The following is a 25,703-nucleotide window of genomic DNA, read 5'->3' on the forward strand; positions in this document are numbered from 1 at the left end:
GTAGGTGTGCCGTGATAGAAGAACTTTTACCGTATTATGAAAAGCAGTTACAAGAATTTGGACAACAATCACGTGAATTTGCAGATAAATACCCAAAAATTGCACAAAGGCTTTCATTAAATCAAGAACAAATCGATGATCCTCATATCGAACGTTTGATTCAGGCATTCTCATTAATTGCAGCCCGTATCGATAAAAAATTAGTGGATAGCTACGATATTTTTACGCGTTCTTTATTTGAAGTTATGTTTCCTCAATATTTGCGACATTTTCCCGCTTGTTCAGTGGTCAGTTTTGAGGATATTGATAAACAAAAGCAATTGACTGATGCGCATTTGATTCCTAAAGGTACAACTTTAAAGTCTCGAAGTATTAAAGGTGTCCAGTGTGAATTTAATACCAGTGCTGATGTAAAACTTCTACCAATTCAGTTGGAAGGTCTACGTTTTCAGACCAACCCAAGTGCACATATTCATTTGAATCAAAATGCAACTTTAAGTTTAAAATTTGATTTATTTAATTCAGCGCAAAAATGCTTGGAAAACGAGAAATTACCTATTTATTTAGATGCAATCTCAAATTTCCCACTCCAAGTTTTGGACCATATTTTTCATCAAGATACCAGTTTTAGTCTTAGAGTTAAGCAGCAAGTCATTGAAATTGAAAACCCTTTTGAAGTAATGGGCTTTAGTGAGCAAGAAAGTCTTTTGCCTATAGATCAGCATACTCATCATGCTTATCGATTATTGATGGAATTTTTTTGTTTTCCTGAGAAATTTAGCTATCTCAACTTAAATCTAGCTTTTTTAAAATATTTAAAGACCGCAGTTCAGCATTTTGAGATACAGATCCATTTAAAATTAAATTTGAATGATCAAGCTGTGATTCGAAATTATTCAGAATTGAATATTGCGAATTTTAAATTATTCACGAGTCCTGTTGTGAACCTGTTTGAAAAGCAGGCAGAACCTCAAAAAATAAATCATAAAAACTTAGAATATCCATTAATTACCGATGCCCATCATCCTGAGCTTTATCAAGTTTATTCCATACTTAATATGAATTTGATTCGTGAAAAAAGCAATCAAGATCAAGTGGTTTATCCGATTTTGCCATTTTTTGCGATGAGTCACTATCATGGAGATGATGTTCAATTTTTTTATGCTTTAAATCCTACGATTTTAAAAAATCAAGTTGTTGAAACAGGTTATTCGATTATTTCAAAGCATCTTGAGCCACAAAGTATTAAATCGGATTTTGTGAGTTGTAGCCTGCTTTGTTCAAACCGTGATTTGCCGTACGAGTCCTTTGGACAGAATAATAACGTGTTGACTCTGAGTGATAGTGGTGTTGCTCGTCGATTATTGGTTTTGAAAAGACCAACGGCACCTTTTCAATTCCAACAAAATAAAAAAGAACAATGGCGAATAATTTCTCATCTTTCACTCAATACTTTGGCGTTAATGAAAGGCGATGCGGTAAGCCATATTAAGGAGTTATTGGAACTCTATAATTTACCAAAATCAAAGGAAAATCATCTGGTTATTGATGCTATTAAAACGATTGATTTTGAAATCATCCATAAGTTAGTCGAAGCAAAACCTTTTCCGATGTTTGTACGTGGTGTGAAAGTTTCGATGTGTGTTGATGCTCAAATATTTCGTGGCCATAGCTTATATATTTTCAGTGAATTAATTTCTCATATTTTTAACTTAAAAGTACAAATGAATAGCTTTGTCGATGTTTTTGTTAGAGATATCAATAGTAAACAGGAGTTATACCAATGCGTGCAGAACGTTGGTGGCAAGAAGCTTCTGTAATTGATGCGCTGTTTAAAACCCCTACAGCATATGAATTTATTCAAACAACACGCCTTTTTAGGCATGCACCTCAATCAGCAGTTTTAAAAAATTGGTCTGATGATTTTCGTTTTGAAAGTTCTTTAAACTTGAATTTTCCAAAGAATGAAATTGAGTCATTGAATCAAGAAGATGAACGTATTCATTTAACAAATTTAGTGGTAGGGCTAACAGGTATGCAGGGTGTAATGCCCTATATCTATACCAATAAAGTCAAACGCTCTCCTCGTAAGCAACGTGTTGAAATTCAGAAATTTTTAGGCCTATTTAATCATAAATTAACAGCACAATTTGTTGAAGCGAGCTTGAGCTACAATTTGCCAGTACGCTATGAAATTGAAAAAGAAAACGACTATCTTGAAATCTTACATGCATTGAATGGTTATATTCAGGCTCAACATCAACAACATGATTTAGATGATTATTTTGCAGAATTTGCGGGATTGATGCAGGGGCAAAATAATACTGCACATGCACTAAAAACAATGTTGAGTTGTGTATTCAACCAATCTGTTGAAGTAAAAGAATATGTTGTTGAAAAATTTAGTTTGGCAAAGGAACAACAAACGGTTCTAGGTGGAGAGAATGCATCTTTGCTCGGGGTAAATACTTTTTGCGGAGACACGATTCGGCAAATTGATGGGAAAATTGAGATCCAAATAGGTCCACTGAAATACTCACAATATTTAGAGTTTTTACCAAAACAAAGATTGAGCAATAAACTTAAACATATTTTACAGAGTTGGTGTAGTCCGACTTTGCTTATCGATTTGCGTCTAATACTTGCCAAAGAAGACATTCAAGCTTTGCAACTAAGTTCAACAAACCGTATAGGTTTGGCCCGGGGAGCTTTTGTTATGCCTAAATTGCAAATGGATAATGATGAAACTTGTTATGCACTCATTGGAGTGTCATAAATGATCAAAATTATTTTAACCACATTGTTTGGCGTTTTGTTACTTGTGATTACAGGTATCATTTTTTATTGGCGTGATATTAAGCATGATCCGAGCAGGCAAGATTTTTTAATATTTTTTGGGTTAATTCCACTTTCAATTACATTCTTGATTTTAATGCCAATGCTCATCAAAAAATTTTACGAGCGTCATCAAGAGAAGAAAAAGCAAAAGAATGCTGAAGCTGAACAAGCATCAGAAACGCAAATCGCTGCTGAGAAGCAAGAGAGTGATCAGATTGATTGGGTTCAATTACAAGTATTTTCGGTAACCAGCTTAAGTGGAATAGCTGAAAATGAAGCACATATTGAGCTTCTTCAAAATCCTATTAGCCCACAACTTGATCAACAACTTTTTAATCATTTTAACTTACCGACAACTTCTTTTCGTATCGCTGAAATAGATAATGCCGTAAATAATGATGCTGAATTAGCGATATTTTCACCCCGTCGAAAGCGAATCGTTGCGCTGATCCAGCAACAACTTGAGCAAAATATTGATGTTTTATCTCAAATTGCAGCACATTTGAAAAATTCAGCGTTGTTTTATGATGTTAAGTTGGCACACGAATACCGTATGCATCCAGCATGGATGAATCCTAATAGTGAACATCAGGATGAGGAAATCGAACAAAAGGTTGTTGAGTCTGTACCAAGATTAAACCGTTTAAATATCCATATTATTTTAGCCGAAAATTTACTTCATTTTTGGGATGAGGATTCTCCTTCTGCAATGGTGAATGAGTTTTTAACTGGGCTTGGGATTATTCCTCAACATTTAGATACGCAATATCATTATTGGGGGAAGTCAGCGTATAAAGATTGGATTCAGCTCTTAAAACAAATCCAATATTTAGATTCCGAAGTCTCTTTTTTTATCGTTGTAGACTCTGAAATTGATTCAGAAACCATTGCAGATGTTGCATGGGGATTTGAAAAATATATTCCATCTGAATATGCCAGTACGTGCTGTATTACCAGTACAAATGTCGAATTACAGAATTTAGTCGCGATTAAAAATATCCGAATCGCATTAAATGCAGATCAAGCAGTAAAAACATTAAAAGGTTTGAGTTTAGAAAAAGCACCTCAGTTTACCCAAGATGAACCATTTGTCTTGATTTTAGATGATCCAACTGAAGCTAAATTGGCTAAAAAATTAAAGCTAAATTTTGCTGAAAGTATGATTGAAGAACAGCATTACCTTTATAGCGTAAGTTGCTTAGGACAGACACAGACGCTATCCAAAATTTTTGGATTTATGCTGGGTTTGCATTTTAAAGATGAGCTGTACGGCTATGTATATAGTGCTGAACATCAGCAGACCCAAGTGATTGTTGGGACCGAATTTGCATAAAAATATATGCATAGAATTGACATATAAATACAGAAAGAAATAGAGAAAATGATACATACAATTTTAGGTTATGTTTGGCAATATGTAACAAATCCCAAGGCGGTCATTGCGCTTTCAATTCTTGTCGCCTTGATTTCCTCGTATAGCGTTGTTCCTCGCCATATTTTTATCATGATGGTTGCAGCTTATATACTCGGGTTAATCATTTATGCAATTTTTTGGTTTATTCAACGTAGGAAGCATACCAGTCAAGGTGAAGCTTTAGCTGAGGCTATTCAACAAGACAATACTGCTGAATATGGAAAGCAGAAAGACAAAGAAGAATTACAACTGATTAATCAGCAGATGAAAGATTCAATTCAATTGATTCGGAAGTCTAAATTGGGAGATAAAAGGGGCAGTGCGGCGCTGTACGAGTTACCTTGGTATATGGTGATTGGTAATCCTGCTGCAGGGAAAAGTTCGGCCATTTATCACTCAGGTTTGAAATTTCCTTTTGAAGAATCACATCAGAAAATTGTATCTTCTGGACTGAGTGGAACTCGAAATTGTGATTGGTTTTTTTCAACAGAAGGGGTTTTACTGGATACTGCTGGACGATATTCAGTTTATTCAGAAGATCATTCAGAATGGCTCGGTTTTCTAGATATTTTGAAAAAGAATCGTTCAAAAGCACCGATTAATGGCCTGATTGTGATTGTGAGTGTAGCTGAGCTCGTCAGTCAAAGTCCTGAAAAATCAATTAAATTAGCCAAGAGTTTACGTGCACGTATTCAAGACCTAACTGAGCGATTAGAAATTTTTGCACCTGTTTATTTGGTGTTTTCTAAAATGGATTTAATTGCAGGTTTTACTGAGTTTTTTGAGTGCTATGAAGCTGCTGAGTTTGATCAGGTTTGGGGAGCGACGCTACCTTATGATCCTGAATCATCACAAAATGCAGTTGAGCATTTTGAGAAACATTACAGTATTTTATACGATGGCTTAAAAGGGGTAAGTACAACACATTTGAGTCGTCGCCATGCACAGAATATTTCTCCAAGTGTGATGACTTTCCCTTTAGAATTTAAAACATTAAAACCTGTTTTAAAGACATTTATTGGGACTTTATTTGAGGAAAATCCTTATCAATTTAAACCTGTATTCCGTGGTTTTTATTTTACCAGTGCTTTACAAGAAGGTGTCATTGAAAGCCCAATGACGGAACAGATTGTTGAGGATTTCCAACTCGCAAAAATACCGAATAGTGAGCATGGTGTTCCGCAAAACTCGATTTCTCAAAATCATGGTTATTTTTTGAAAGGGTTATTTTCAGAAGTTATTTTAAAAGACAAAAATTTAGTTAAACAACATATTAACCCAACAACCAAACGCAGACGTTATTTAGGTTTTATTGCTGCTTTGTTGGGGGTTTCCATTATTCTTGGGCTGTGGGTTTGGTCTTATCGGAATAATCAACAGCTCATTGCAGATGTTCAGGCCGATTTAAATAAAGTCGTGCAAATGGAACAGGTTTCGGGGCAAGAGCTAGCAACACAGATAGATGCTTTGTTGATTTTGCAACAACGTTTAGAGCAATTGGATGATTTTGATCAGCATCGCCCTTTGAAATTTTCGTTTGGTTTATATCAAGGCAATGAGTTAAGAGAAAAACTAAAAGTTGAATACTTAAAAGGTGTAAAACAAATTGTTTTAATACCAAGTCAGCAAAATATTGCTCAATATTTACAAAGAGTTAAAAGTAATGAGCAAACACTAAAACAAAATCATGTCAATGTAGAAATTAAACAAACATCATCAGCACAAATTGCATCGGAACCTTTAGATACAAACCCACAAGATGCTTACAATGCTTTGAAAGCTTACTTGATGATGAGTAATCCTCAATACATGGACTCAAGTCATTTAAGTGACCAAGTCACACGTTTTTGGCGTTCATGGTTGGATGCCAATCGCGGGCAAATGCCACGTGGAGAAATGATTCAAAAGGCAGAGAAAATCTTGAGCTATTCAATGAGTTTAGCTAATGATAAAACGTTCCCTGTTTTAGAGTCTGATGCGCAGTTAGTTGACCAAACCCGTCAAGTGTTATTGTCTGTGGTTCGTGGTATGCCTGCCCGTGATCGTGTGTATAACGAAATTAAGATGCGTGCTGCGGTAAGATTCCCTGCTGTAACAGTTGTGCAAATAGTAGGGGAGACAAATCGTAGTGTGATGTTGGGTGGTTATGCTTTACCAGGTGTATTCACGCAAAAGGCATGGGATGAATATGTTGATAAAGCGATTGAAGATGCTGCAAATAAACCAACAGATACCAAAGATTGGGTGCTGAATAGTACACAATCGGATGATTTAACCTTCAGTGGAAGTCCAGATCAAATCCGAAAACAATTAACGCAGTTGTATAAGCAAGAATACATTGCTGAATGGAAAAAATTCATCAATGCAACACATTATGCGAAAGGGGCTGATTTTGTTCAGCAAACTAAAATAATGGATGTGTTGGGTGAACCACAAAATTCGCCAATTCGTACTTATATAGATCGTGTTGCGAAAGAAACCAGCTGGGATAATCCTGTTGTACAGGCAGAACTTGCTGCACCACAAACAGGTTTTATTGCTTGGTTTAAACGTAAAGTTTTAGGGCAGGGTAAATCTGAAGATATACAGCGGGCTTCAAATCAGGCTCAAGGCCAGATTTCTCAGCAGTTCCAAATATTCTATCAATTGGTACGTAAACGTGATGACTTACAAAATCAGTCACTTCTGGATGACTATTTTCAAAATATGGCGCAAGTCAGAAGTAAATTAAATGATTTACGCAGTGCAGGTGATTTTGGTCCAAATGCTTTGGCTTTAGCTAAACTTACGATTAACGATCAAACCTCTGTGTTTAATACAACCCAAAAAGTGGTAGATGAAAAGCTCATCGTTGGTTTAAATGAACTTGATCAGCAAATGATCCAAAAGATTTTGGTTAGTCCATTAACACAATCTTTTGATAGTTTATTAACACCTGCTCAGGATGAAATAAATAAGCTGTGGGCTTTGCAGGCATATCAACCCTTTAACCAAACTTTATCGCAAAAAGTACCATTTAATTCCTCAGGTACGATCCAAGCAACCAGTAGCGAAATCAGTCAAATTTTTGGTGACAACGGCAGTATTTCTAAATTTGTAAAAGAGACACTTGATCCATTTGTAATCCGCCGTGGTTATACCTTGTCATCAAAAACTTGGAAAAATATGGGGATCGGTTTAAATCCTGAGTTTGTGACCAATTTTGAACAGTACACAACTCCGATTAATGGGGTAGCCTCAGGCAGTACATCAGGTGCGCCAGCAGCGACAAATCAGTCCAACTTCCAATTTTATCCGATCCCAAACAATAATCTATTGTCATACACCCTTGATATTGATGGGCAGCGCCTTGTTTATGAAAATGGTATTCAGCAATGGGTGAATTTTTTATGGCCAAATCCAAATGCCATTCCTGGAGCAAGAATCACAGCGATTGATTTGGAAGGTCAAACGCATACCATTTTTGAAGAGCCTGGTGAATATGGAATTAATAAACTGATTGATAGAGCACAACGTAAACAGTTGAATGGTAGCTACGAAATGACGTGGGTGAGCCAACAAAATCCATCCATGTTTGTCAAACTACAATTCCGTTTAATTAGCGGAAATGCGTCCAATCCAATCGGATCTAACCGTGGATATGTCGGTTTGAAATTGGTTGAACGTGTCACGAGTCCGAAAGCAGCACTGGTTGTTGCAGCACAACAGGCATCAGCGACATCAAATCCACAGGTGTCTCCTGCATCACCATCAGTAACATCAAATACGGCTCAATTAAAACAACAGACAACAGGACCAACAACGAATTCTACTGCTTCAGTTGTAGGCTCAGCGACTCCCACAACAACACCGATGAGCCCTTCCGCTACATCGACTGGAAGAGGGACAGCACAATGACTAAATGGAACAATTTTGTGCGAGGGATAAACCTATGCAAACGATAAAATCTACACCGCTGTATTATGGAAAATGCCCAGCACGTGGCGATTTTTTAAAGACCAAAGGTCAATATTCCCTGATTCAAGTGATCGACCAATGGATTACAGAAGCTTTGGAAATCGCGATGCGGGATCCAAATTTTAATGAATCTTATCGATCTCTTGCTCCTTTAGATTTCTTTATTGCAAATCCCAAAGAGCAGATGTTTCTTGTTGCAAATATGGTTGCCAGTGAAGACAGTTCTGGACGTCAATTTCCCATGGTATTGAGTCATTTACTTGAAATTGAAAATCCTTATCAAAACTTACTTTACGCTCCCTATAAATATAAACCTGTGTTGATTGATTTATTTCAAAAGAATAGGGTATTTCGCACGATTAATGATCCTGAAACCCTTATTTCCAAATTGGGCGGAATGGACAGTGAAATACAGGTTTTATCTGAAATAAAGGCCCAAGATTTCTTTGAAAATCACACCATGTATTCGTTTGCCCAGATTATGAAAATTACTCCGTATGCGTTAGCACAAAGCATTCTTGCTTTAGGATTGCTACTGCAGCCAGTACTGAAACATGGTACGAGTAAATTATCTAAAGTGCTGATTCTACCGATTAATAATCACAGTTATTGTTATGAAATTTCTGCATTTTGGGTCAATTTAATAGGACGATTTTTAGGGAAAAACAATACAGAGATTTTGATCGGAATATTACACCATGATTCACCCATCTTAATGTTTGGATTTCAAGGTGCAGATATTACGGCATTAAGTGATATTTTCACGCAAAGTATGCAAAATGAACATTGGGTTTCATTGGTGCAGCCACAATGGGTTGATGCTTATTTAGAACAAAATGCAGGTTTAGCGGCATTAGAGCAAGCTTTATGTGAGCGCCAGTTGAGTTTATCTCAAGGCATGAAACTGTTTAGACAAACATTTATAGAAGAATAAAAAGATGAAAATGAGAAAACAAAGGTTAATCAAAAAACTGGTTATTATTTCTAGTTTATTTTGTTCATTCCATATTTATGCTGCCCCAATTGTTGTTGAGGGTGTCGTACCTAATGATATGGCTAAACAAGCAATTTTAGAAAAGCTTCGAGCTGTCTATGGTGCAGACCAAGTGGTTGATAAGATCCAAATTCGCCCTGTATCTGCACCAAATGGTTGGAGTGAATCAGTCACAAGAGTGATCACACCTGATTTGAAGAAGATCAGCCAAGGTAAATTATCTGTACGCGGGACTCAAGTCGATTTAACTGGGACAATGGGAGTACAAGCAGAAATTCAACCCACAACCCTATTATTCCAATCTTTGGTTCAACCGCCTTATCGGTTTAATTCTCAAATTACAATCAATGCAGCTGAACAAACAGTGGTTGATAATGCATTGAAAAACAGGATTATAGAATTTGAGTCAGGCAAAGCTGTACTGACACCAGTGGGTACACAAATTTTAGATGAGATGGTCGTTGCTCTAAATAAAGTACAAAATAAGAATATAAAAATTGTTGGACATACAGATAGTCAAGGTGATCCGCAAAAGAATCAGGCATTGAGCTTACAACGTGCTGAAGCTGTCAAACAATATTTAATTGCCAAAAGTATTGCAGCGACACGGTTAACGACGGAAGGGCTTGGTGCGACAAAGCCCGTAGCAGACAATGCTACAGAAGAAGGCCGTAAAAAGAATCGTCGTATCGAGTTTGATGTTTTATAAATTCGATTTTATTTAATTATCGATAACATGATAAATATAAAGGAAATAAATATGGCTACACCGTATATCACTTTAGGTTCACCAACAACGGGTGGTGGAAAAATAATTTCAGGCGATTCATCATTTATCATAGATGGTAAAGCCATAGCATGTGTTGGAGACAAAGCGACATGTCCAAAACACAAATGTATTGCAACAATTCTTGCTGGTGATAATCATATGATTATTATGGGAAAACCTGCTGCAGTGCATAATTCACCGTTGTCTTGTGGATGTAAATGTATTGGTGATCAACATTTAGTGGTTGGGGATAATTAGAAAAGTTTGAAAACCTATAGATAAAAAGAAACCCCATCATCCTGACGGGGTTTCTTTGTATGGGTTAGTTAGATTTGACTCCTGTCTAATCTCACGCTCCTGATACTCAGACCGATTATTGTTGTTTTTTGTCTGGGAAACGTCCTGTTCCCTATGTGTTTAGAATAAGGAAGTTTTGAAACGTATAAAAGAAGACAAAGTAAATAATCGTTGTAAGCTAGAACGTACAAAGCAGATTGGGAGCTTAAACATTGGCGTATTGAATCAGTTTATTGATGATAGAATTGACCGCTTTATTATCAAACTGATTCCCTTCAAAGATTTCAGCTTTATTACGTTGTCCGATGTCTCGAAGCTCAATTACCGCATTTGAATCAATCATGCCAATCGAGGCGCATACTTGCTTAATTTGATCTATAGAGCGTGAACCATTTGTTCCACCATAACTGACAAAAGCAGCAGGTTTACCTTGCCACTCTTTGAACACATAATCAATTGCATTTTTAAGCACAGGGCTATAACCATGATTATATTCGGGTGTAATAAAGATAAAAGCATCTCCCGATGCGATTTTTTTAGCCCATTCTTGCTGTTTAGGTTGATCGTAAATACCCGTTGCTGGAGGATTTTTTCCTGCAAAGAAAGGTAAGTCCCATTCTTTCAGATCAACAATATCTACATTTAGCGTGCTAAATTCTAATTTTTTAATCTCTCTCAGTAACCAGTCCGCGACTTTAATTGCAACACGACCTTCACGGATACTACCGACAATGATTTGAATATTCATAGTTTATTGCTCAATGATTTTATTTTAATCATTATGAATAAATCATTTCATCGATATCGTAGTGATTTGTATATCTTTTATCTAAAAATAATCAATTTTTTAAGCTTTTGTCCGTATTTTATGGTGTGTCAATAAATCATTTTTGTGGTTGATCCTGATCTTTTTTTCAATTTTAATGGCTAAAAACTGATGTGGTCTGAATATGAAAAACGATCTTGCCCTAATTATGGCTTTACCAAACGAATCAAAAGGCTTATTTGAGCAAGCACAGATTGCTGTTCATTATAGTGGTATTGGCAAAATTAATGCTGCATTTACGGCTTACGATGTTATTCAAAAAACAGGCTGTAAAACGATTTTGAATTTGGGTACGGCAGGGAGTTCCTTTTTTAATGCACATGAGTTAGTTGAAGTGAAAACGTTTGTGCAAAGAGATATGGACGTTTCACCGCTTGGCTTTGAGGTGGGTGTAACACCAATGGATACTCATTTCCCACATGAGATTCAACTTGAACCTTATTTCCTAGATCTTCCACAAGGGATATGCGGTACAGGAGATAGTTTTGAAACAGGGCAGCCCAAAGTGAGTTGTAATCTGGTTGATATGGAAGGTTATGCCTTGGCTAAAGTATGCAAAAAACTGAATGTGAGATTGATCTCAATTAAGTACATTACCGATGGTGCAAATGATACGGCGCATTTGGATTGGGAAGAAAATTTATTATTGGGTGCGCAAAAGTTATTAAAATTATATCAATCTATTTAGATATTGATGAATCAAGCTCTTGGCGACCATAGGGCACTATGGTCGGTTGCCAAAATAACCAATAACCTGAGTTATTGAATTACTCTTTACGAGGGATTACACCATATAAAATCATATGTACGGTATGTTCAATTGCACGTTGGTACATACTTTTATTTCGTAAAGTTTTCCCAGTGACCATTTCTAATTGGGTACTAAAATCAGCATAGTTTTGAGTTAAACCCCAAATATTGATAATCAATAATTCTGCATCAATTTTATCGGATATTTTTCCTTGCTCTTGCCAGTTTAAAATAACCTTGGCTTTACGTTTAAATAGTTTTTTAAGTGGCCCTTTTAAAATAGGCAAAATATGGGGCGCACCTTGAATAATTTCCAATGCAAAAAGTTTTGAAGCTTTCGGTTGCACACGAGAAATTTCAATTTTTGTCATAAGATAATGCGCTAGAGCCTCGGCTGGTTCTAGTTCAGCTTCTAGGGATTGTAATGGCGCAAGCCATTTCTGCATGACGGTCGTCAATACTTCGACATACAAAGCTTCTTTATTTTCATAATAATAGAAAATATTAGATTTATGCATATCTGCCAGTTGTGCAATTTCATCCAAACTTGCACCATTGAAACCATATACAGAAAATACATCTAGTGCAGCATTGAGTAATTGCTGCCGTTTCTGAGCACTCTTCTTTTGTTCCATCGCAACTTTGAACTAAATAAATGATTCATAAATTGTACGGTAAAACGTTTGATTTGTGCACAGAAAGCAGCATTATTTTGAAATATTTGTGATAATTTATGATGAAGTATTACTAATAAGTCGATTCTTGGTTTTTTTAATTGTTTTGCACTAAACTAGCGCATAATAATTGATTAAATTCTGTCATTTAAAACGCATTATTTTCACTTTGTGACAGTTTGAATTTCTATGCCACTTTTAAGCTGAAATAAAATAGTAATTGTGACTCATGATAATCAAGCCGTACGGAGCTTAATAATAACTATTCTTGTTTATAATGTTAAAATCCTTTAATTTCACTGTTAAATTGAAATTAAAGGACTTGTACATATTGTTGTTTCATCAAACGAATCGACTATGAACTTAGGTTGCGAGTACAGCGGTTAAAACCTGTTGTTCAAGTTCAGCAAAAGCACTTCCTTTTTGACGTGGTCGTGGTAGGTCAATGCGAAACTGCTGCGCAATATGTCCTTGATCAAGTAAAATAATGCGATCTGCCAATTGCACCGCCTCACTCACATCATGTGTCACTAGAATGGTGGTAAAGCCTTGTTCTAACCATAGTTTTTCAATCAGATTTTGCATATCTAAACGGGTCAATGCATCCAATGCACCGAGTGGTTCATCCAATAATAATATTCGAGGGGTATGTGATAAAGCTCGTGCTAAAGCTGCACGTTGTCGTTGTCCACCTGAAAGTTGGGAAGGCCATAATTTAGACTTTTCCTTTAACCCGACTTTTTCTAATAATTGTTCAGCTTTAGCAAGTTGATCTTTTTTTAGTCCCAGTTGTGCATTATGCAAAATACTTTTCCACGGCAGTAAACGCGGGTCTTGGAACATGACCCGAATATCATCAGAAGTAATGCCTTCACGAAAATTGTGTAAGGATTTAAATTTAATTTCACCGTAACTTGCTTGTTCTAAATCTGCAATTAAGCGGAGTAGGGTGCTTTTACCACAACCGCTACGACCGACAATTGCAACAAATTCTCCTGCTGCAATATTTAAATCTAAATCTTCTAATACTTTGACATCGCCATAGTATTTATAAAGTTGTTCTATTGAAATTTCTGCGCCAACTTGAGTTTGATCATTACTTTGAGATTCTGTTACAGGAATCAGATCATTTGCATATTGGCTAATGCTTAAGTCAGTCATGGTCTACTCCTATTTCTGATAACCTGCGTGCCAGCGCAGTAAATATTTTTCTAAGTATTGTGCTAGTACATCTGCCAATTTACCCAAAAAGGCATAGAGCAAAATGCCTACTAAAACGATATCTGTTTGTAGAAACTCACGTGCATTCATGGTCATATAACCAATACCAGACTGAGCGGAAATGGTTTCAGCCACGATTAACAACACCCAAACCAAGCCCAGTGAAAAACGTAAACCGACTAAAATGGAAGGCATCGCACCTGGTAAAATAATTTCTTTATACAATTGCCAATGGCTCAGTCCATAACTCTTGCCCATTTCAATCAATTGAGGATCTACAGCGCGGATCCCATGATAGGTATTGATATAGATGGGGAAAAATACGCCTATAGCGACCAGAAATAACTTTGCTGATTCATCGATACCAAACCATAGAATTACCAAAGGAATGAGTGCCAACGCTGGAATATTACGAATCATTTGCAAGGTCGTATCGAGTAGGTTTGAGGCCACTTTAGATGAACCATTCAAAAGTCCAAGCAGTAAACCCAAACCACCACCCACCAATAAACCCAACAAAGCTCGTCCTGCACTGACTTTGACATGTTGCCAAAGTTCACCGCTTAGCAATAATGTCCAAAATGCAGAAACAACAGCTGTAGGTGCAGGCAAAACACGACTTTCTAGCAGACCACTTTTGGATGCAATTTGCCAAAAAACGATCAGTAAAATAGGAACAATCCATGGCAGCAAGCGCTGCCCGAATTGTTTTGTTCCACGTGAAACTAGATTGTCTTGGGAGCTATTGATATTTTTTTGTGTTGCACTCATGCCGACTCCTTAAGCGGAGCTTTGTGTTGTTCTGGCGTATAATTGTTGGCAACAATTTCACCAAATGGCCCTGTTAAATTCGGTTGAGCTAATTTTTTCCGCGTTTCGAGCGGGAGTAAAGGGAAGACCAATTCTGCAAAGCGAATCGATTCTTCCAAATGTGGATAGCCCGAGAAAATAAAGGTGTTAATTCCTAAATCAGCATACTCTTGGATACGGTCTGCAACGGTTTGAGGATCACCTACCAATGCTGTGCCTGCGCCGCCACGCACTAAACCAACACCTGCCCAAAGGTTAGGCGATACTTCCAGTTTGCTGCGATCACCGTTGTGCAGTTCAGCCATGCGGCGCTGACCGACTGAATCCATTTGCTTAAATTTCTTTTGTGCTGCGGCGATCGTGTCATCATCAACATATTGAATCAGTTCATTGGCTGCTTGCCATGCCTGTTCATTGGTGTCACGCACAATCACATGCAAACGAATACCATAATTAAGCTGACGACCTTTGGCATCGGCCTTGGCTTTTACAACAGCGATCTTTTCTTTTACGGCTGCAGGTGGTTCACCCCAAGTTAAATAGGTATCGACTTGGTCAGCGGCGAGCTCAATCGCATCATCAGAGGAACCACCAAACCACAAAGGTGGGTAAGGTTGTTGTACGGGGGGGTAAAGCAGTTTGGCATCATCAACACTTAAGCGTTCACCATGGAAAGTAAAAGATTCACCAGTATGCGAACGCTTTAAAATCTCACGCCAAATGGTGGTGTATTCCGCAGCTGTTTTATAACGTGTTGAATGATCTTCATATAAACCATCCCCTTTCAGTTCTTGCTCATCGCCACCTGTGACAAGATTTAAGAGCACACGACCATTCGATAAACGATCAAAAGTCGCTGCCATACGTGCTGCGAGCGCAGGGGTTGTTACACCTGGGCGTAATGCGACTAAAAATTTCAGATTTTGGGTTGCATCAATTAAGCTTGCCGCGGTAATCCATGGATCTTCACATGAACGTCCTGTTGGAATGAGTACACCTTCATAACCTAGATTATCCACGGCTACAGCAATTTGCTTCATATAAGTATGGTCAACTTGGCGAGCTCCTTTGCTGGTACCTAAATAACGACTGTCACCGTGAGTGGGAATAAACCAGAAAATTTTCATTTCATTCAATCCTGAGAAAGTATTTAAATTATTTGCCTGTCCAAACGGCTTGCTTAATGTTGATGCTGTTTGGAATGATTTTAAGTTCAGTAAAACGATCAGCCAGTTGTTGTTGATCTGCGATAACTTTTGCTGTGAGTGCGGCTGCACCAGACGGTCTTGGACGACGGTCAATAAAGACTTGGCTGACTTGTGGTTTTAAACCTGTACTTTGCCCAATGGATTGCGCTGTTTCAGGGCGATGTGCTTGTACCCATTTATCGGCAACATTTAGCTGTTGAATAATACTTTTCACTGCTTGAGGGTGTTGTTTGACAAATTCAGGTGAAGCTAAATAGAAGGTGTAATTTGGACTAAGCCCTTTACCTGAGGCCAAAACACGAGCCTGGTCTTCAATTTGCGCTGAAGCAAAATAAGGATCCCAAATTGCCCAAGCATCTACAGCACCTTTTTGAAATGCTGCACGCGCATCGGCAGGAGTAAGCCAAATTGGCTGAATATCAGACCATTGCAAACCTGCTTTACGTACAGCTTGTACCAATAAGTAATGCGCACTTGAGCCTTTTTGTAGGGCAATACGTTTGCCTTTGAGTTGACTCAATTGTGTGAGCTGTGAGTTTTTAGGAACGAGAATTGCTGAAGCCAAAGGTTTCGCTGCTTCATAAGCAATGTAATACAAGGGCTTATTGGCTGCTTGTGCATAAACGGGCGGTGTATCACCTGTAACGCCAACATCCACAGAACCGACAGCAAGCGCTTCTAAAATTTGTGGGCCAGCTGGAAATTCATTCCAAGAAATTTTGGCATTTGGAAATTCTTTTTCATACAGCTTTTGCTGTTTTGCGATCGCAAAATTAATAGAGCTTTTTTGAAAACCGATTCGTAATTGTTTTACACTCGGATCTACCGCCCAAACAGCTGTAGAACCTAACATTGCACAAGCGATAAGCATAGCGGTCATGCCACGACCTTTTGCGTTGAACCATGTGGGTGTTTTGTGTTGTGCAATGTTTGAATTCATTTCTATTTCCTCATCTAATCGGGTTGTTTTAGGTCTTTTTAATTGGCCAAAATGGCTGCTTGAATATTGATTTTGTTTGGAATTAACTTTTGTTGATAAAACGCATCTGCAACGTATTGCTGTTCTTTGGCAACTTGATTGGAAATAGGTTGAACACCAAATCCCATGCGTGAAATAGATGTATTCAGTACATCCAAAGGTAAACCTGTCGGTTTCTCTAACAGTTTTGCAGCATCCGCTTGATGTTGAGACACCCATTGTGTTGTGGTGTTTAATTCATTCACCACAGCTTTTAAAAGGTCGGGATGTTGTTCTGCAAATTTACGGTCAGCTAAATAGAATTGATGATTACTGACAAGGTTTTCACCTGTAGCTAAAACTTTAGCCCCTAGCTGTTTTTCTGCTGAAGCAAAGAATGGATCCCAAATCACCCATGCATCGACGGCACCTTTTTCAAACGCTGCACGTGCATCGGCAGGGGGTAAATACACCACCTGAATATCTTCAAGTTTGAGATGATTTGCTTCTAAAACTTTGAGTAAAAGATAATGAACATTTGAGCCTTTGTTCAATACAACACGTTTACCCTTTAAATCTTGAATAGATTGAATAGTTGAGTCTTTTGGAACGATTAAAGCTTCTGCTTTGGGCGCAGCTGGTTGGTTGGCGATATAAACCAAATTTGAATTGGCGGCTTGAGCAAAAATCGGTGGTGCTTCACCTGCTTCACCAAACGATACACTGCCCACATTTAGGCCTTCCAGCAATTGAGGCCCAGCAGGAAATTCGACCCATTTAATATTGACGCCTTTTTCTTTTAGCGCTTTGTCTAAATCACCACGCTCTTTGATAATCGGCAGCAAGCCGTATTTTTGATAGCCAATATTTAACGTCGTGGTTTCTTGTTGTTTCGCACAACCAGAGAGCAACATGATTGTGGCAAGACTCGCACTGAGAAAGGTGACTTTTTTCCATGAAGGTTGAAATAGACTTGCCATGACGCTTGTTGCTCCTAAACTTTAAAGGATGAAAAGTGAATGAGCATCAGCTTAGAAGGCTTTGTAATTTCAAAAAAATAAGTTTTCGATGATTGCTAATGAAAAAAAAAGATAAAATTAAAACTGTGAAACTTATTTAAAATTGTGCAATAGAAAATACGGACTCGCTAAATTCAAAAAATCCTAATACACTGAAATCATTATATTAAATAATTTTTATTCTAAATTTTCATAATTTTAGACAGGATTTTGCTAAGAATAAATTCTATTTTCCGATAGAGATAGCGAATATTCTTAGCAAAAAATAAGATAATGCATCGGTTATTTTAGACTTTTTAAATCTGTTTTTTAAACACCATTGAATTACGTTGATAATTATATAAAGCTTGGCGAGCTTCTGGTAAATCATCCACATTGGCTGTAATAAAGCCATGCTCTATGAACCAATGTGCGGTGCGTGTGGTCAAGACAAAGAGTTGTTGAATATTCAGTTGTTGCGCTTTCTCTTCTAAGAAATGCAGAATTTGACTGCCTCGATTGGACTTACGATAACTTGGATGGACGGCAACACAAGCAATTTCTGCCGATTTAATCTCATTGCCAGTGACAGGTATTGGATATAAAGCAGCACAAGCGAGAATCGTCCCGTCACGTTCAATCACAGCGAATTGATCGATTTCATTCTCCAAACGTTCCCGAGAACGATAAACCAAAATGCCATCTTCTTCGAGTGGACGGAGCAGGTTAATCAGCCCACCCACATCAGCAATATTCGCCATTCGCACATCTTCATAATGTGCATCGGTAATCATGGTGCCATGGCCATCACGGGTGAATAACTCTTCGATCAATGCACCATCGTAGGCATAAGACAGCAAATGTACACGATGTACGCCTTTTAAAGAGGCTTCTTTGGCGTTTTGTAAATGTAAGGCAATTTCAAAATTTGAGTCTTGGTATTTTTCAATATGTTGGTCTAATTGTAATGGGGTAATTTCACGCAACAATTGACCATATTCATCCATTAGACCTTGCTGATTCCCCAAGAAAATTAACTTATCGGCTTGAATATGGATGGCTGTTTTAGTCGCGACTTCTTCAGCGAGTAGGTTAAATACTTCGCCTGTGGTGGAATAACCTGTTGGCCCAAGCAAGACAATATTTTGACTGTCTAAATGGCGTTGAATCGCTTCGGTATCGATGGTGCGAACTTCTCCAGTCAATTGAAAATCTACACCATCACGGATGCCATAGGGTTTTGCCGTGACAAAATTGCCCGATACGACATCAATACGTGCACCAAACATCGGTGAATTTGCCAATCCCATCGATAACAGTGCTTCGATTTGGAGACGGATGGAACCGACAGCATTCATCACACAGGGCAAAGACTCGCGAGTTGTTACACGACGATTAATATGGATTGGGCTTTGAATGGCTTTTTCTTTCAAATTTTCATTAATTTGAGGGCGAGCGCCGTGAACCAATATTAGGCGGATTCCTAACGAATGCAGTAAAGCAATGTCATGGATAATATGTTGAAAATTTTCATGTTGTACAGCTTCACCACCAAACATCAGGACAAATGTTTTACCACGATGTGCGTTGATATACGGTGCAGAATGACGAAACCAATGCACATATTGCTGAGTTGTGCTTTGTGAAGTTTCTAAAATGTCAGTTTGCATGCCAATCTCAATATTGATGGTGTATGAAAGAGATTCTAAACAAAAAATAGGGATGAAGAATAGAAAAAATAAAAAAAGCACTAGAACGTGGGAGAACTAGTGCAAAAGGGTATTCGATTTTCAGTTTATATTAGTGCATCGTCATTTAAAGACCGAGTACTTTAAGAATGGCGTAACTGGTGGTATCAACCAATACATACTGATTATCTGCTTTATACCATTGTTGGTTTTTACCTGGCTTACTGAGTTTTTTATTGTGTTGATAATTCACTTTATAGCCTACACCACGATATTCACTCGGAAATTTATTTCCAGCACGCCAATTGTGATGAGCTTTATTATTTTGAGTTGCAACACGTTTAACATCTGAACCATGATTATCAGGGTGTTGCTGAGCTTGTTTATGATGCTGTGTCGACATTTTTTGATCATGTTGATGTGCATGATCTTGAGACGCTGCCATGGTTGTTGAAGCCGCCATGATCAGACCAGTAGAAACAGCAATTACAGAAAGCATTTTTTTCATAACATCACCTAAAATTTGATCTTCTTGTGTTTCGATAGAATAAATTTAGTTAAAAATTATAGAGAAATGATGGAGGTTAAAATGCAATTTGTTCTTTTCATCACAAATAATAAAAAGATAAGTCTCTATTTTTTAACTTAGATTTAACACAAAAAGCCCAATAAAAATTGGGCTTGAGTTTTTGAAAAATGAATGGATTGATACAAGAGTAGTCATTATTCAATGATTCAACGCTTATCCAATAATACGGATAATGCGGTTATTACGTTCATTGACCAAAACGTAGTCACCATTTACTTTGTACCATTGTTGATATCGGCCTGGTTTTGGTAATTGGCGGTAGTTTTTATAATTGACATGATAACGTGATGAGTTGAATTGGTTCGGTAAATATTGACCAGAACGCCATTCACGACTTGGGTTCACTCGGTTGTTATATCGGTCATATTTATCATAGCGATCATTGTTATTCCAACGGTTGTCATATTGATGATCCCAATGATTTTGTTGATAACGATCATAGCGCTCTTGATGATAGTCATGAGAAGCCGCCATTGCAGATGTTGCAACAAGCGCACTTAAAGATAATGTAATCGCTGTTAATACTTTTTTCATTTGATTCACCTGAATTGAACTTTTGTCCTTTGATGAAATCAATTTACTGAATAATTTGAGATAAACGGTGAGGGGGATTTAGTTGAATTGTGAAATGTATGAAGACTTGATGAAGGAATGTAACGGCCTTTAATATTCTCAATATGAATGAAAAAGCATACCCAATAATAAAAAAGCTCAAACTTAGTTTGAGCTTTTACTATTTAGGCCAATCTATGATTACATGCCACGAATACTCACAATATTATTACTGTCAGAATCGACTAAAATATAGTCATTATTGATTTTGTACCATTGTTGATTACGAGAAGGCTTTGGAAGATTACTGTCTTTATAATCGACTTTATAACTATTACCACGATAGTGTTGTGGCATCACATAACCTGTTTGCCAACGATGTTGTTGCAAGCGTCTTACACCACGTTCTTCTCGTTCACGACGCTGTTCTTGAATATCATCGTCATCTTCACGGAACTGGCGTCCACGATCGCCACGATCAGGTTTATTACCACGTTCATTACGATCAAAGCCACGACCGTTATCAAAATGAGGGGCTGCACTGCTGATCTGAGTTGTCATCAGTGTTGATAAAGAGATTGCGATGATCGCTAAAGTCTTTTTCATAAGAGCCCTCGCTTTTTGATGTGTAGATTTTTCACACCACTACTGTACTGCTTAATTGCAGAGAAACTGTGAAGAAAGTTCAGTTTTTCATTTAAAAATACAGACATAATAAGAACATATTTCTTTATTTGAATAAAGATCTATCCCAATGATAGATATGATAAGGCATGCTGCTGAATGATGAAATTGTGATTTAGTTCAAAAAAATGTAAGAAATTATAAAAAAAACTTTAAAAAATAAGTCAGATCAATGATCCAACTTATTTTTAATCTTCATACGATATCAGGATTATTGCTTTAGGTTTAGTGCCATTGATTGGACATATGTTTTAAGCAATTGATCGCGTTAACAACATTTTCAGCCAGTTGGGCATCATCCAACGCTTGAATTAATTGATTTGAAAGTTGTAGTTGTTCAATGGAACGAATCATTTCAACTTTACGTTTTTGATCTTTCATGAGCAGTTCCTCAAAGTGGTGATTTATTTTGAGTTTGACTATAGGCCGAATTTATAAATTTGAAAAACTGAATAATATTGTTACTTTAATTGTTTTAATCGATTAAAAAGGTATGATTTAAGAAAAGTGAATGTCTTATTGTTTTTGAATTTTGCTATTCACAATATAAATTATGAATAGCAAGTTGAGTAAAAAGAATTAAAAATCTGCTTTTAACACAATGCGATAACGGGCTTTGCCTGAATGTAGGCGCTCTAAAGCATCGTTAATTTGCGACATTGGGTAAAGCTCAATTTGCGGAGCAATATTTTTACGTGCAGCAAATTGTAAAAGTTGGCGTAAGGCAAAAGGTGAACCTGTTGGAGAGCCAGTGACCGATTTTGCGCCACCTATCAAGCTACCGGCTGGAATAGCCATGGGTTCAATTACCATACCAAGCATATGTATTGAACCATTTGGCGCAAGCGTATTGAGGTAAAGTTTCCAATCTAAAGTGACGTTTACGGTACACAATAATAAATCAAACTTTCCACGTTGTGCTTTGAGAGCATTGGCATCACGACTATTGACTACGTGATCAGCTCCCATGGCTTTCAACTCATCGGTTTTATCGAGACTGGAAGTAAATGCGGTAATTTCGCAACCCCATGCTTTGAGCAATTTGATCGCCATATGGCCTAAACCACCAATACCTATCACACCGACATGGTGAACAGCTTGAATTTGATGCTTTAAAATCGGGTCAAAGACTGTTATACCACCACACAATAACGGCCCAGCACTTTCTGGATCTAAATCTTCAGGAAGTGGAATAATCCATTGCCAACCTGCACGAACCTTGTCTGCAAAACCACCTGCATGACCTACGATGGTTGCTTGTTTTTCACCTGTACAAAGCACTTGTTGCCCACTGACACATGGGTCGCAATATTGACAACTTTCAGCTGTCCAACCTATACCTACGCGTTGTCCAATTTTTAAGCCTTTGGCCTCAGAACCCAGTTGGCTAATCGTACCAATAATTTCATGACCACCAACGACGGGGAAGACGGCATTGCCCCATTCATTATTGATTACAGAAACATCGGAGTGACATAACCCACAATATTCGACTTTGACTTCGACTTGATGTGCTTGTAATTCACCTGCATCAAATTGATAGGGGACCAGCGCTGCACCTGCTTCTAGGGCAGCATAGGCTTGGATGGTATTTTCAGACATTTGAATCCTTCCTATTCTTCTCTTTTAAAATTTAACGAGATGCGCAATCATTTTCATGGTCATTGACCATACCAACTGCCTGCATAAAGGCATAAATCGTGGTTGGGCCAACAAATTTAAAACCATTCTTTTTCAAGGTTTTTGAAAGTTTAAGACTGATTTCAGTTTGTGCAGGGGCTTGTTTATAATCAGGGACATCATTTATTTGTACTTGTTGATCGACAAAATCCCATAACCAATTCACCATGTCGATGTTTTGAGCTTTCATGTTTTGCCATGCGATGGCATTGTCACGAATTGCCGTTAGCTTGCCAATATGTCGGATTAAACCTGCATCTTTACATTTTTCAGCGAGTTCATCATCGCTCAAATTAGCAATGCTTTGAATAGGATGGTTAAAAAAATGTGCTCGATAGCTTTCGCGTTTTTTTAATACAGTAATCCAAGATAGTCCAGCCTGTTGTCCTTCTAAGCACAGCATTTCAAATAAGTGCTTTTCGTCTCGGCTAGGTTTTCCCCATTCATGGTCATGGTATTCAATATAAAGCGGGTCATCCGAGCACCAACCACAGCGTTTATTTGACATGAATGATGCTCCTTATTTTTAATCATTGATTAGATTTGAAAATGGGCCCATTGATCTGTTTGGGTATCCCAGTAAGACAGTTCGGCTTGGGGCAAATCTGTAAATTTGATCCAAATATCCTTTCCTGTTTTATCTGCAAATCCTGTACTGATCAAGAGGGCATCTTCAGTAATTTCCATTATCCAACCTTGATGAGTTTGCCCATTGAGAACAATTTTTTGCTGATTGCCTGATTCTGCAAACTTAACTAAACGCTCAATCAAAGCTTCTGACATGAAATATTCCTAAAATTTAACTTAATTCATCGTAAATATGGGTAGGGGTTGACTGCGCCACGACCTTTACCGCTTAAGTATAGTCCATAGTGTAAATGTGGGGCAGTGTGGCGTGCATTTCCTGTATTACCAACATAGCCAATCAATTGGCCTTTTTTCACATAATCGCCTTCTTTTAAACCACGTTTATGGTCATTCAAATGCGCATAATAATGGTAAGCACCACTTGGCCCAATCAGCCAGATCACTTTACCACCTAAATTGTTACTTTTTAAACTGGCAATCACCCCTTCAGTGGTACTGTACACTTTTGTACCTCTTGAAGCCATGATGTCTATGCCTTCATGTGGACGTCCTTGGCTACGTGAAGCACCCCATGTATCTTTTAGATTTTGTGCTTTTACACCATCTACAGGAATTGGTAATTGACTAGGTAAGGGCATGGCTTTGAGTCGCATAATAATGTTTTGCGGTAAAGGTGTTGTTTTTTTAGGTGTTGTTGTACATGCCGTTAAAAAAAATATAAATAAGCAAATCAAACTCAAATGAATACTACGAGACACGGGGAATCCTTGTTTTATAAATTTTGCCCTTTGAATGCATGGAATTTTAGAAATTTCCATTCTCGTTTGACTATGTCATATCTCTACTGCAGAGATCAATTTTTTCATTGCTGTTGGAATACCCATTTGTGTAGCTTTTTGTGGCGTTAACCATTCTCCACCAAGTTCAGCTTGTAAATATTCTTTTTGATCTAACTCTATTTGGAAAATGTGTGCATTTAATATCCACGTAAAATGAGTAAAACTATGTGAAATCTGAACAGGGGCTATAGTGGAAACCAGTTTTAGTCTTTGACAAAGCTGATTGAATTCAGCATCTTCCTCAATGATAGGTAAACTCCACAAGCCACCCCATAAGCCACTATTTGGCCGTTGTTGCCATAACCATTGCTCATCTGATGGATCTGATAATAGTGCATTCGAACGTAGTAATAGGACTTTCGCCGTTTTTACTGGTACAGGTTTTTTGGGTTTTTTATACGGGAGTTCTGTTTCTAAACCTTGTTGATGCGCCTGACAATGTTGTTGCATTGGACAGTATAAGCAGAGTGGCTTTTTCGGGGTACAGATGGTGGCTCCCAAGTCCATGATGGCTTGAGTATAATCATGATTTCGTTCAACTGGACAAAGGCTTTCCGCCAGTTGCCACATAGCTCGTTCATGAATAGGTTTGCTGAGATCGTCTTCTATGGCAAAAAAGCGTGCTAAAACACGTTTTACATTGCCATCCATAATGACACCGTACTGACGTAAACCCAGTGACATCAATGCGCCACCTGTTGAAGGACCTATACCTGGGAGCTCAACCCATTCTGCCAAAGTTTTTGGGAATTGGCCTTGTTGGCTGACGATTGTTGCCGCTTTATGTAAGTTCCGTGCACGAGCATAATAGCCTAGCCCAGCCCAATAGGGTGCAACATCATCCCACGACGCTTTGCCTAAATCATGGACAGTAGGAAAGCGTTGCATAAAACGGTCAAAATATTGCAGTACTGTTTTAACTTGAGTCTGTTGCAACATGATTTCAGAGACCCATACTTTATATGGATCATCTGCGACCTGCCAAGGTAGGTCATGGCGTCCGTGTTGATCGAACCAAGTAAGTAAGGCATCTGAAAAGGAGAAATTCGACATATTGGTCAGGGAGAAAGGTATGTGCAAGAGCTGAAAGCTTAGTATAGCGAAATGTGTTGTAGTTTGAGTTGTATTTTATCAACAATCCAAATCTGCTTGGAGATTTGAAGCGATGGATGATTAGCATTGACAAAGAACGCAATAAAAAAGACGCCGTAGCGCCTTTTAAACCAGCATGAATAAAATGCTTAATCTTCGCTAATGACACCCCAACGCTTATCAAGTTTAAGTGGTTCATTTTGATAACGTGGGATAATGTGCATGTGGAAATGTTCAGCATGTTCATCACCAAACACATGACCATCATTAAAAGCGA

General features: G+C 37.8%; 25 protein-coding genes and 1 pseudogene. 8 read left to right on the forward strand and 18 right to left on the reverse strand.

Annotation, left to right across the window (positions count from 1 at the left end; translation table 11 throughout):
* The first annotated feature begins 11 nt into the window (after positions 1-11).
* From tssF to D7V20_RS13065, 7 genes are read left to right on the forward strand one after another with little or no spacing between them, the layout of a single operon-like run.
* Positions 12-1,820, forward strand: coding sequence for a type VI secretion system baseplate subunit TssF (gene tssF, locus D7V20_RS13035; protein ID WP_120384631.1), 1,809 nt, complete (start codon positions 12-14; stop codon positions 1,818-1,820).
* A complete protein-coding gene (gene tssG / locus D7V20_RS13040; protein WP_120384632.1) occupies positions 1,784-2,776 on the forward strand; it encodes a type VI secretion system baseplate subunit TssG in 993 nt (330 codons plus the stop codon). Before tssF ends, tssG begins: the two co-directional genes overlap by 37 nt.
* Positions 2,777-4,171, forward strand: a complete 1,395-nt coding sequence (locus D7V20_RS13045) for a hypothetical protein (RefSeq protein WP_120384633.1) — start codon at positions 2,777-2,779, stop codon at positions 4,169-4,171. It begins immediately after the preceding gene.
* Between the two features lie 51 nt (positions 4,172-4,222).
* Positions 4,223-8,149: a type VI secretion system membrane subunit TssM gene (gene tssM, locus D7V20_RS13050; protein ID WP_235831643.1), complete on the forward strand. Its 3,927-nt coding sequence runs from the start codon at positions 4,223-4,225 to the stop codon at positions 8,147-8,149.
* Between the two features lie 34 nt (positions 8,150-8,183).
* On the forward strand, positions 8,184-9,143 hold the full coding sequence (tagF, locus tag D7V20_RS13055; RefSeq protein ID WP_120384635.1) for a type VI secretion system-associated protein TagF: 960 nt from the start codon (positions 8,184-8,186) through the stop codon (positions 9,141-9,143).
* A 4-nt stretch (positions 9,144-9,147) separates the two neighbouring features.
* Positions 9,148-9,912 carry an OmpA family protein gene (locus D7V20_RS13060; RefSeq protein ID WP_120384636.1) on the forward strand — a complete coding sequence of 255 codons (765 nt, stop codon included), beginning with the start codon at positions 9,148-9,150 and terminating at the stop codon, positions 9,910-9,912.
* A 51-nt stretch (positions 9,913-9,963) separates the two neighbouring features.
* Positions 9,964-10,230, forward strand: a complete 267-nt coding sequence (locus D7V20_RS13065) for a PAAR domain-containing protein (protein ID WP_120384637.1) — start codon at positions 9,964-9,966, stop codon at positions 10,228-10,230.
* A gap of 244 nt (positions 10,231-10,474) precedes the next feature.
* Here D7V20_RS13065 and D7V20_RS13070 read toward each other — a convergent pair whose 3' ends face one another.
* Positions 10,475-11,017: an NADPH-dependent FMN reductase gene (locus D7V20_RS13070; RefSeq protein ID WP_120384638.1), complete on the reverse strand. Its 543-nt coding sequence runs from the start codon at positions 11,015-11,017 to the stop codon at positions 10,475-10,477.
* A 202-nt stretch (positions 11,018-11,219) separates the two neighbouring features.
* Between D7V20_RS13070 and D7V20_RS13075 the strand changes: the two genes are divergently transcribed.
* On the forward strand, positions 11,220-11,783 hold the full coding sequence (locus D7V20_RS13075) for a 5'-methylthioadenosine/S-adenosylhomocysteine nucleosidase family protein (RefSeq protein WP_120384639.1): 564 nt from the start codon (positions 11,220-11,222) through the stop codon (positions 11,781-11,783).
* Between the two features lie 79 nt (positions 11,784-11,862).
* On the opposite strand, the gene D7V20_RS13080 is transcribed toward D7V20_RS13075, so the two are convergent.
* From D7V20_RS13080 to D7V20_RS20155, 17 genes and pseudogenes are all read right to left on the reverse strand, one after another.
* Positions 11,863-12,480, reverse strand: a complete 618-nt coding sequence (locus D7V20_RS13080) for a TetR/AcrR family transcriptional regulator (RefSeq protein WP_120384640.1) — start codon at positions 12,478-12,480, stop codon at positions 11,863-11,865.
* Between the two features lie 402 nt (positions 12,481-12,882).
* Entirely contained in the window at positions 12,883-13,680 is a 798-nt protein-coding gene (locus D7V20_RS13085; RefSeq protein ID WP_120384641.1) for an ATP-binding cassette domain-containing protein, read from the reverse strand.
* Between the two features lie 9 nt (positions 13,681-13,689).
* Positions 13,690-14,511 carry an aliphatic sulfonate ABC transporter permease SsuC gene (gene ssuC, locus D7V20_RS13090; RefSeq protein WP_120384642.1) on the reverse strand — a complete coding sequence of 274 codons (822 nt, stop codon included), beginning with the start codon at positions 14,509-14,511 and terminating at the stop codon, positions 13,690-13,692.
* Positions 14,508-15,677: an FMNH2-dependent alkanesulfonate monooxygenase gene (gene ssuD, locus D7V20_RS13095; RefSeq protein ID WP_120384643.1), complete on the reverse strand. Its 1,170-nt coding sequence runs from the start codon at positions 15,675-15,677 to the stop codon at positions 14,508-14,510. The genes ssuC and ssuD overlap by 4 nt, the downstream gene beginning before the upstream one ends.
* Before the next feature lie 28 nt (positions 15,678-15,705).
* Positions 15,706-16,638, reverse strand: a complete 933-nt coding sequence (locus D7V20_RS13100) for a sulfonate ABC transporter substrate-binding protein (RefSeq protein WP_120384655.1) — start codon at positions 16,636-16,638, stop codon at positions 15,706-15,708.
* A gap of 98 nt (positions 16,639-16,736) precedes the next feature.
* Complete coding sequence (locus D7V20_RS13105) at positions 16,737-17,696, reverse strand: sulfonate ABC transporter substrate-binding protein (protein WP_120384644.1); 960 nt, start codon at positions 17,694-17,696, stop codon at positions 16,737-16,739.
* Between the two features lie 335 nt (positions 17,697-18,031).
* Entirely contained in the window at positions 18,032-19,384 is a 1,353-nt protein-coding gene (gene argA, locus D7V20_RS13110; protein ID WP_120384645.1) for an amino-acid N-acetyltransferase, read from the reverse strand.
* A gap of 145 nt (positions 19,385-19,529) precedes the next feature.
* Positions 19,530-19,910: an RcnB family protein gene (locus D7V20_RS13115; RefSeq protein ID WP_120384646.1), complete on the reverse strand. Its 381-nt coding sequence runs from the start codon at positions 19,908-19,910 to the stop codon at positions 19,530-19,532.
* A gap of 234 nt (positions 19,911-20,144) precedes the next feature.
* On the reverse strand, positions 20,145-20,525 hold the full coding sequence (locus D7V20_RS13120; protein ID WP_120384647.1) for an RcnB family protein: 381 nt from the start codon (positions 20,523-20,525) through the stop codon (positions 20,145-20,147).
* 219 nt (positions 20,526-20,744) lie between these two features.
* Positions 20,745-21,149, reverse strand: coding sequence for an RcnB family protein (locus D7V20_RS13125; protein WP_120384648.1), 405 nt, complete (start codon positions 21,147-21,149; stop codon positions 20,745-20,747).
* A 303-nt stretch (positions 21,150-21,452) separates the two neighbouring features.
* Entirely contained in the window at positions 21,453-21,608 is a 156-nt protein-coding gene (locus tag D7V20_RS19860; protein WP_171407821.1) for a hypothetical protein, read from the reverse strand.
* Between the two features lie 198 nt (positions 21,609-21,806).
* Positions 21,807-22,829 carry an NADPH-dependent aldehyde reductase Ahr gene (ahr, locus tag D7V20_RS13130; RefSeq protein WP_120384649.1) on the reverse strand — a complete coding sequence of 341 codons (1,023 nt, stop codon included), beginning with the start codon at positions 22,827-22,829 and terminating at the stop codon, positions 21,807-21,809.
* A gap of 31 nt (positions 22,830-22,860) precedes the next feature.
* The gene (locus D7V20_RS13135) at positions 22,861-23,415 is read right to left on the reverse strand and encodes a DNA-3-methyladenine glycosylase I (RefSeq protein ID WP_120384650.1); all 555 of its coding nucleotides are present in this window, start codon (positions 23,413-23,415) and stop codon (positions 22,861-22,863) included.
* Between the two features lie 29 nt (positions 23,416-23,444).
* Entirely contained in the window at positions 23,445-23,690 is a 246-nt protein-coding gene (locus D7V20_RS13140; protein ID WP_120384651.1) for a hypothetical protein, read from the reverse strand.
* Between the two features lie 26 nt (positions 23,691-23,716).
* Positions 23,717-24,253: a M23 family metallopeptidase gene (locus tag D7V20_RS13145; RefSeq protein ID WP_120384652.1), complete on the reverse strand. Its 537-nt coding sequence runs from the start codon at positions 24,251-24,253 to the stop codon at positions 23,717-23,719.
* Between the two features lie 75 nt (positions 24,254-24,328).
* Positions 24,329-25,387 carry an A/G-specific adenine glycosylase gene (gene mutY / locus D7V20_RS13150; RefSeq protein ID WP_120384653.1) on the reverse strand — a complete coding sequence of 353 codons (1,059 nt, stop codon included), beginning with the start codon at positions 25,385-25,387 and terminating at the stop codon, positions 24,329-24,331.
* A 188-nt stretch (positions 25,388-25,575) separates the two neighbouring features.
* A pseudogene (locus D7V20_RS20155) lies at positions 25,576-25,703 on the reverse strand (HIT family protein); the annotation flags it as partial.

The organism is Acinetobacter rongchengensis, assembly GCF_003611475.1.
GTDB classification, from domain to species: Bacteria; Pseudomonadota; Gammaproteobacteria; order Pseudomonadales; family Moraxellaceae; genus Acinetobacter; species Acinetobacter rongchengensis.

What these genes read in the sequence shown, in the direction of transcription:
- tssG (WP_120384632.1), top strand. Translation starts at nt 1,784, where the DNA reads ATGCGTGCAGAACGTTGGTGGCAAGAAGCTTCTGTAATTGATGCGCTG.
- D7V20_RS13045 (WP_120384633.1), top strand. Translation starts at nt 2,777, where the DNA reads ATGATCAAAATTATTTTAACCACATTGTTTGGCGTTTTGTTACTTGTG.
- tagF (WP_120384635.1), top strand. Translation starts at nt 8,184, where the DNA reads ATGCAAACGATAAAATCTACACCGCTGTATTATGGAAAATGCCCAGCA.
- D7V20_RS13060 (WP_120384636.1), top strand. Translation starts at nt 9,148, where the DNA reads ATGAAAATGAGAAAACAAAGGTTAATCAAAAAACTGGTTATTATTTCT.
- D7V20_RS13065 (WP_120384637.1), top strand. Translation starts at nt 9,964, where the DNA reads ATGGCTACACCGTATATCACTTTAGGTTCACCAACAACGGGTGGTGGA.
- D7V20_RS13070 (WP_120384638.1), bottom strand. Translation starts at nt 11,017, where the DNA reads ATGAATATTCAAATCATTGTCGGTAGTATCCGTGAAGGTCGTGTTGCA.
- D7V20_RS13075 (WP_120384639.1), top strand. Translation starts at nt 11,220, where the DNA reads ATGAAAAACGATCTTGCCCTAATTATGGCTTTACCAAACGAATCAAAA.
- D7V20_RS13080 (WP_120384640.1), bottom strand. Translation starts at nt 12,480, where the DNA reads ATGGAACAAAAGAAGAGTGCTCAGAAACGGCAGCAATTACTCAATGCT.
- D7V20_RS13085 (WP_120384641.1), bottom strand. Translation starts at nt 13,680, where the DNA reads ATGACTGACTTAAGCATTAGCCAATATGCAAATGATCTGATTCCTGTA.
- ssuC (WP_120384642.1), bottom strand. Translation starts at nt 14,511, where the DNA reads ATGAGTGCAACACAAAAAAATATCAATAGCTCCCAAGACAATCTAGTT.
- ssuD (WP_120384643.1), bottom strand. Translation starts at nt 15,677, where the DNA reads ATGAAAATTTTCTGGTTTATTCCCACTCACGGTGACAGTCGTTATTTA.
- D7V20_RS13100 (WP_120384655.1), bottom strand. Translation starts at nt 16,638, where the DNA reads ATGACCGCTATGCTTATCGCTTGTGCAATGTTAGGTTCTACAGCTGTT.
- D7V20_RS13105 (WP_120384644.1), bottom strand. Translation starts at nt 17,696, where the DNA reads ATGGCAAGTCTATTTCAACCTTCATGGAAAAAAGTCACCTTTCTCAGT.
- argA (WP_120384645.1), bottom strand. Translation starts at nt 19,384, where the DNA reads ATGCAAACTGACATTTTAGAAACTTCACAAAGCACAACTCAGCAATAT.
- D7V20_RS13115 (WP_120384646.1), bottom strand. Translation starts at nt 19,910, where the DNA reads ATGAAAAAAATGCTTTCTGTAATTGCTGTTTCTACTGGTCTGATCATG.
- D7V20_RS13120 (WP_120384647.1), bottom strand. Translation starts at nt 20,525, where the DNA reads ATGAAAAAAGTATTAACAGCGATTACATTATCTTTAAGTGCGCTTGTT.
- D7V20_RS13125 (WP_120384648.1), bottom strand. Translation starts at nt 21,149, where the DNA reads ATGAAAAAGACTTTAGCGATCATCGCAATCTCTTTATCAACACTGATG.
- D7V20_RS19860 (WP_171407821.1), bottom strand. Translation starts at nt 21,608, where the DNA reads ATGAAAGATCAAAAACGTAAAGTTGAAATGATTCGTTCCATTGAACAA.
- ahr (WP_120384649.1), bottom strand. Translation starts at nt 22,829, where the DNA reads ATGTCTGAAAATACCATCCAAGCCTATGCTGCCCTAGAAGCAGGTGCA.
- D7V20_RS13135 (WP_120384650.1), bottom strand. Translation starts at nt 23,415, where the DNA reads ATGTCAAATAAACGCTGTGGTTGGTGCTCGGATGACCCGCTTTATATT.
- D7V20_RS13140 (WP_120384651.1), bottom strand. Translation starts at nt 23,690, where the DNA reads ATGTCAGAAGCTTTGATTGAGCGTTTAGTTAAGTTTGCAGAATCAGGC.
- mutY (WP_120384653.1), bottom strand. Translation starts at nt 25,387, where the DNA reads ATGTCGAATTTCTCCTTTTCAGATGCCTTACTTACTTGGTTCGATCAA.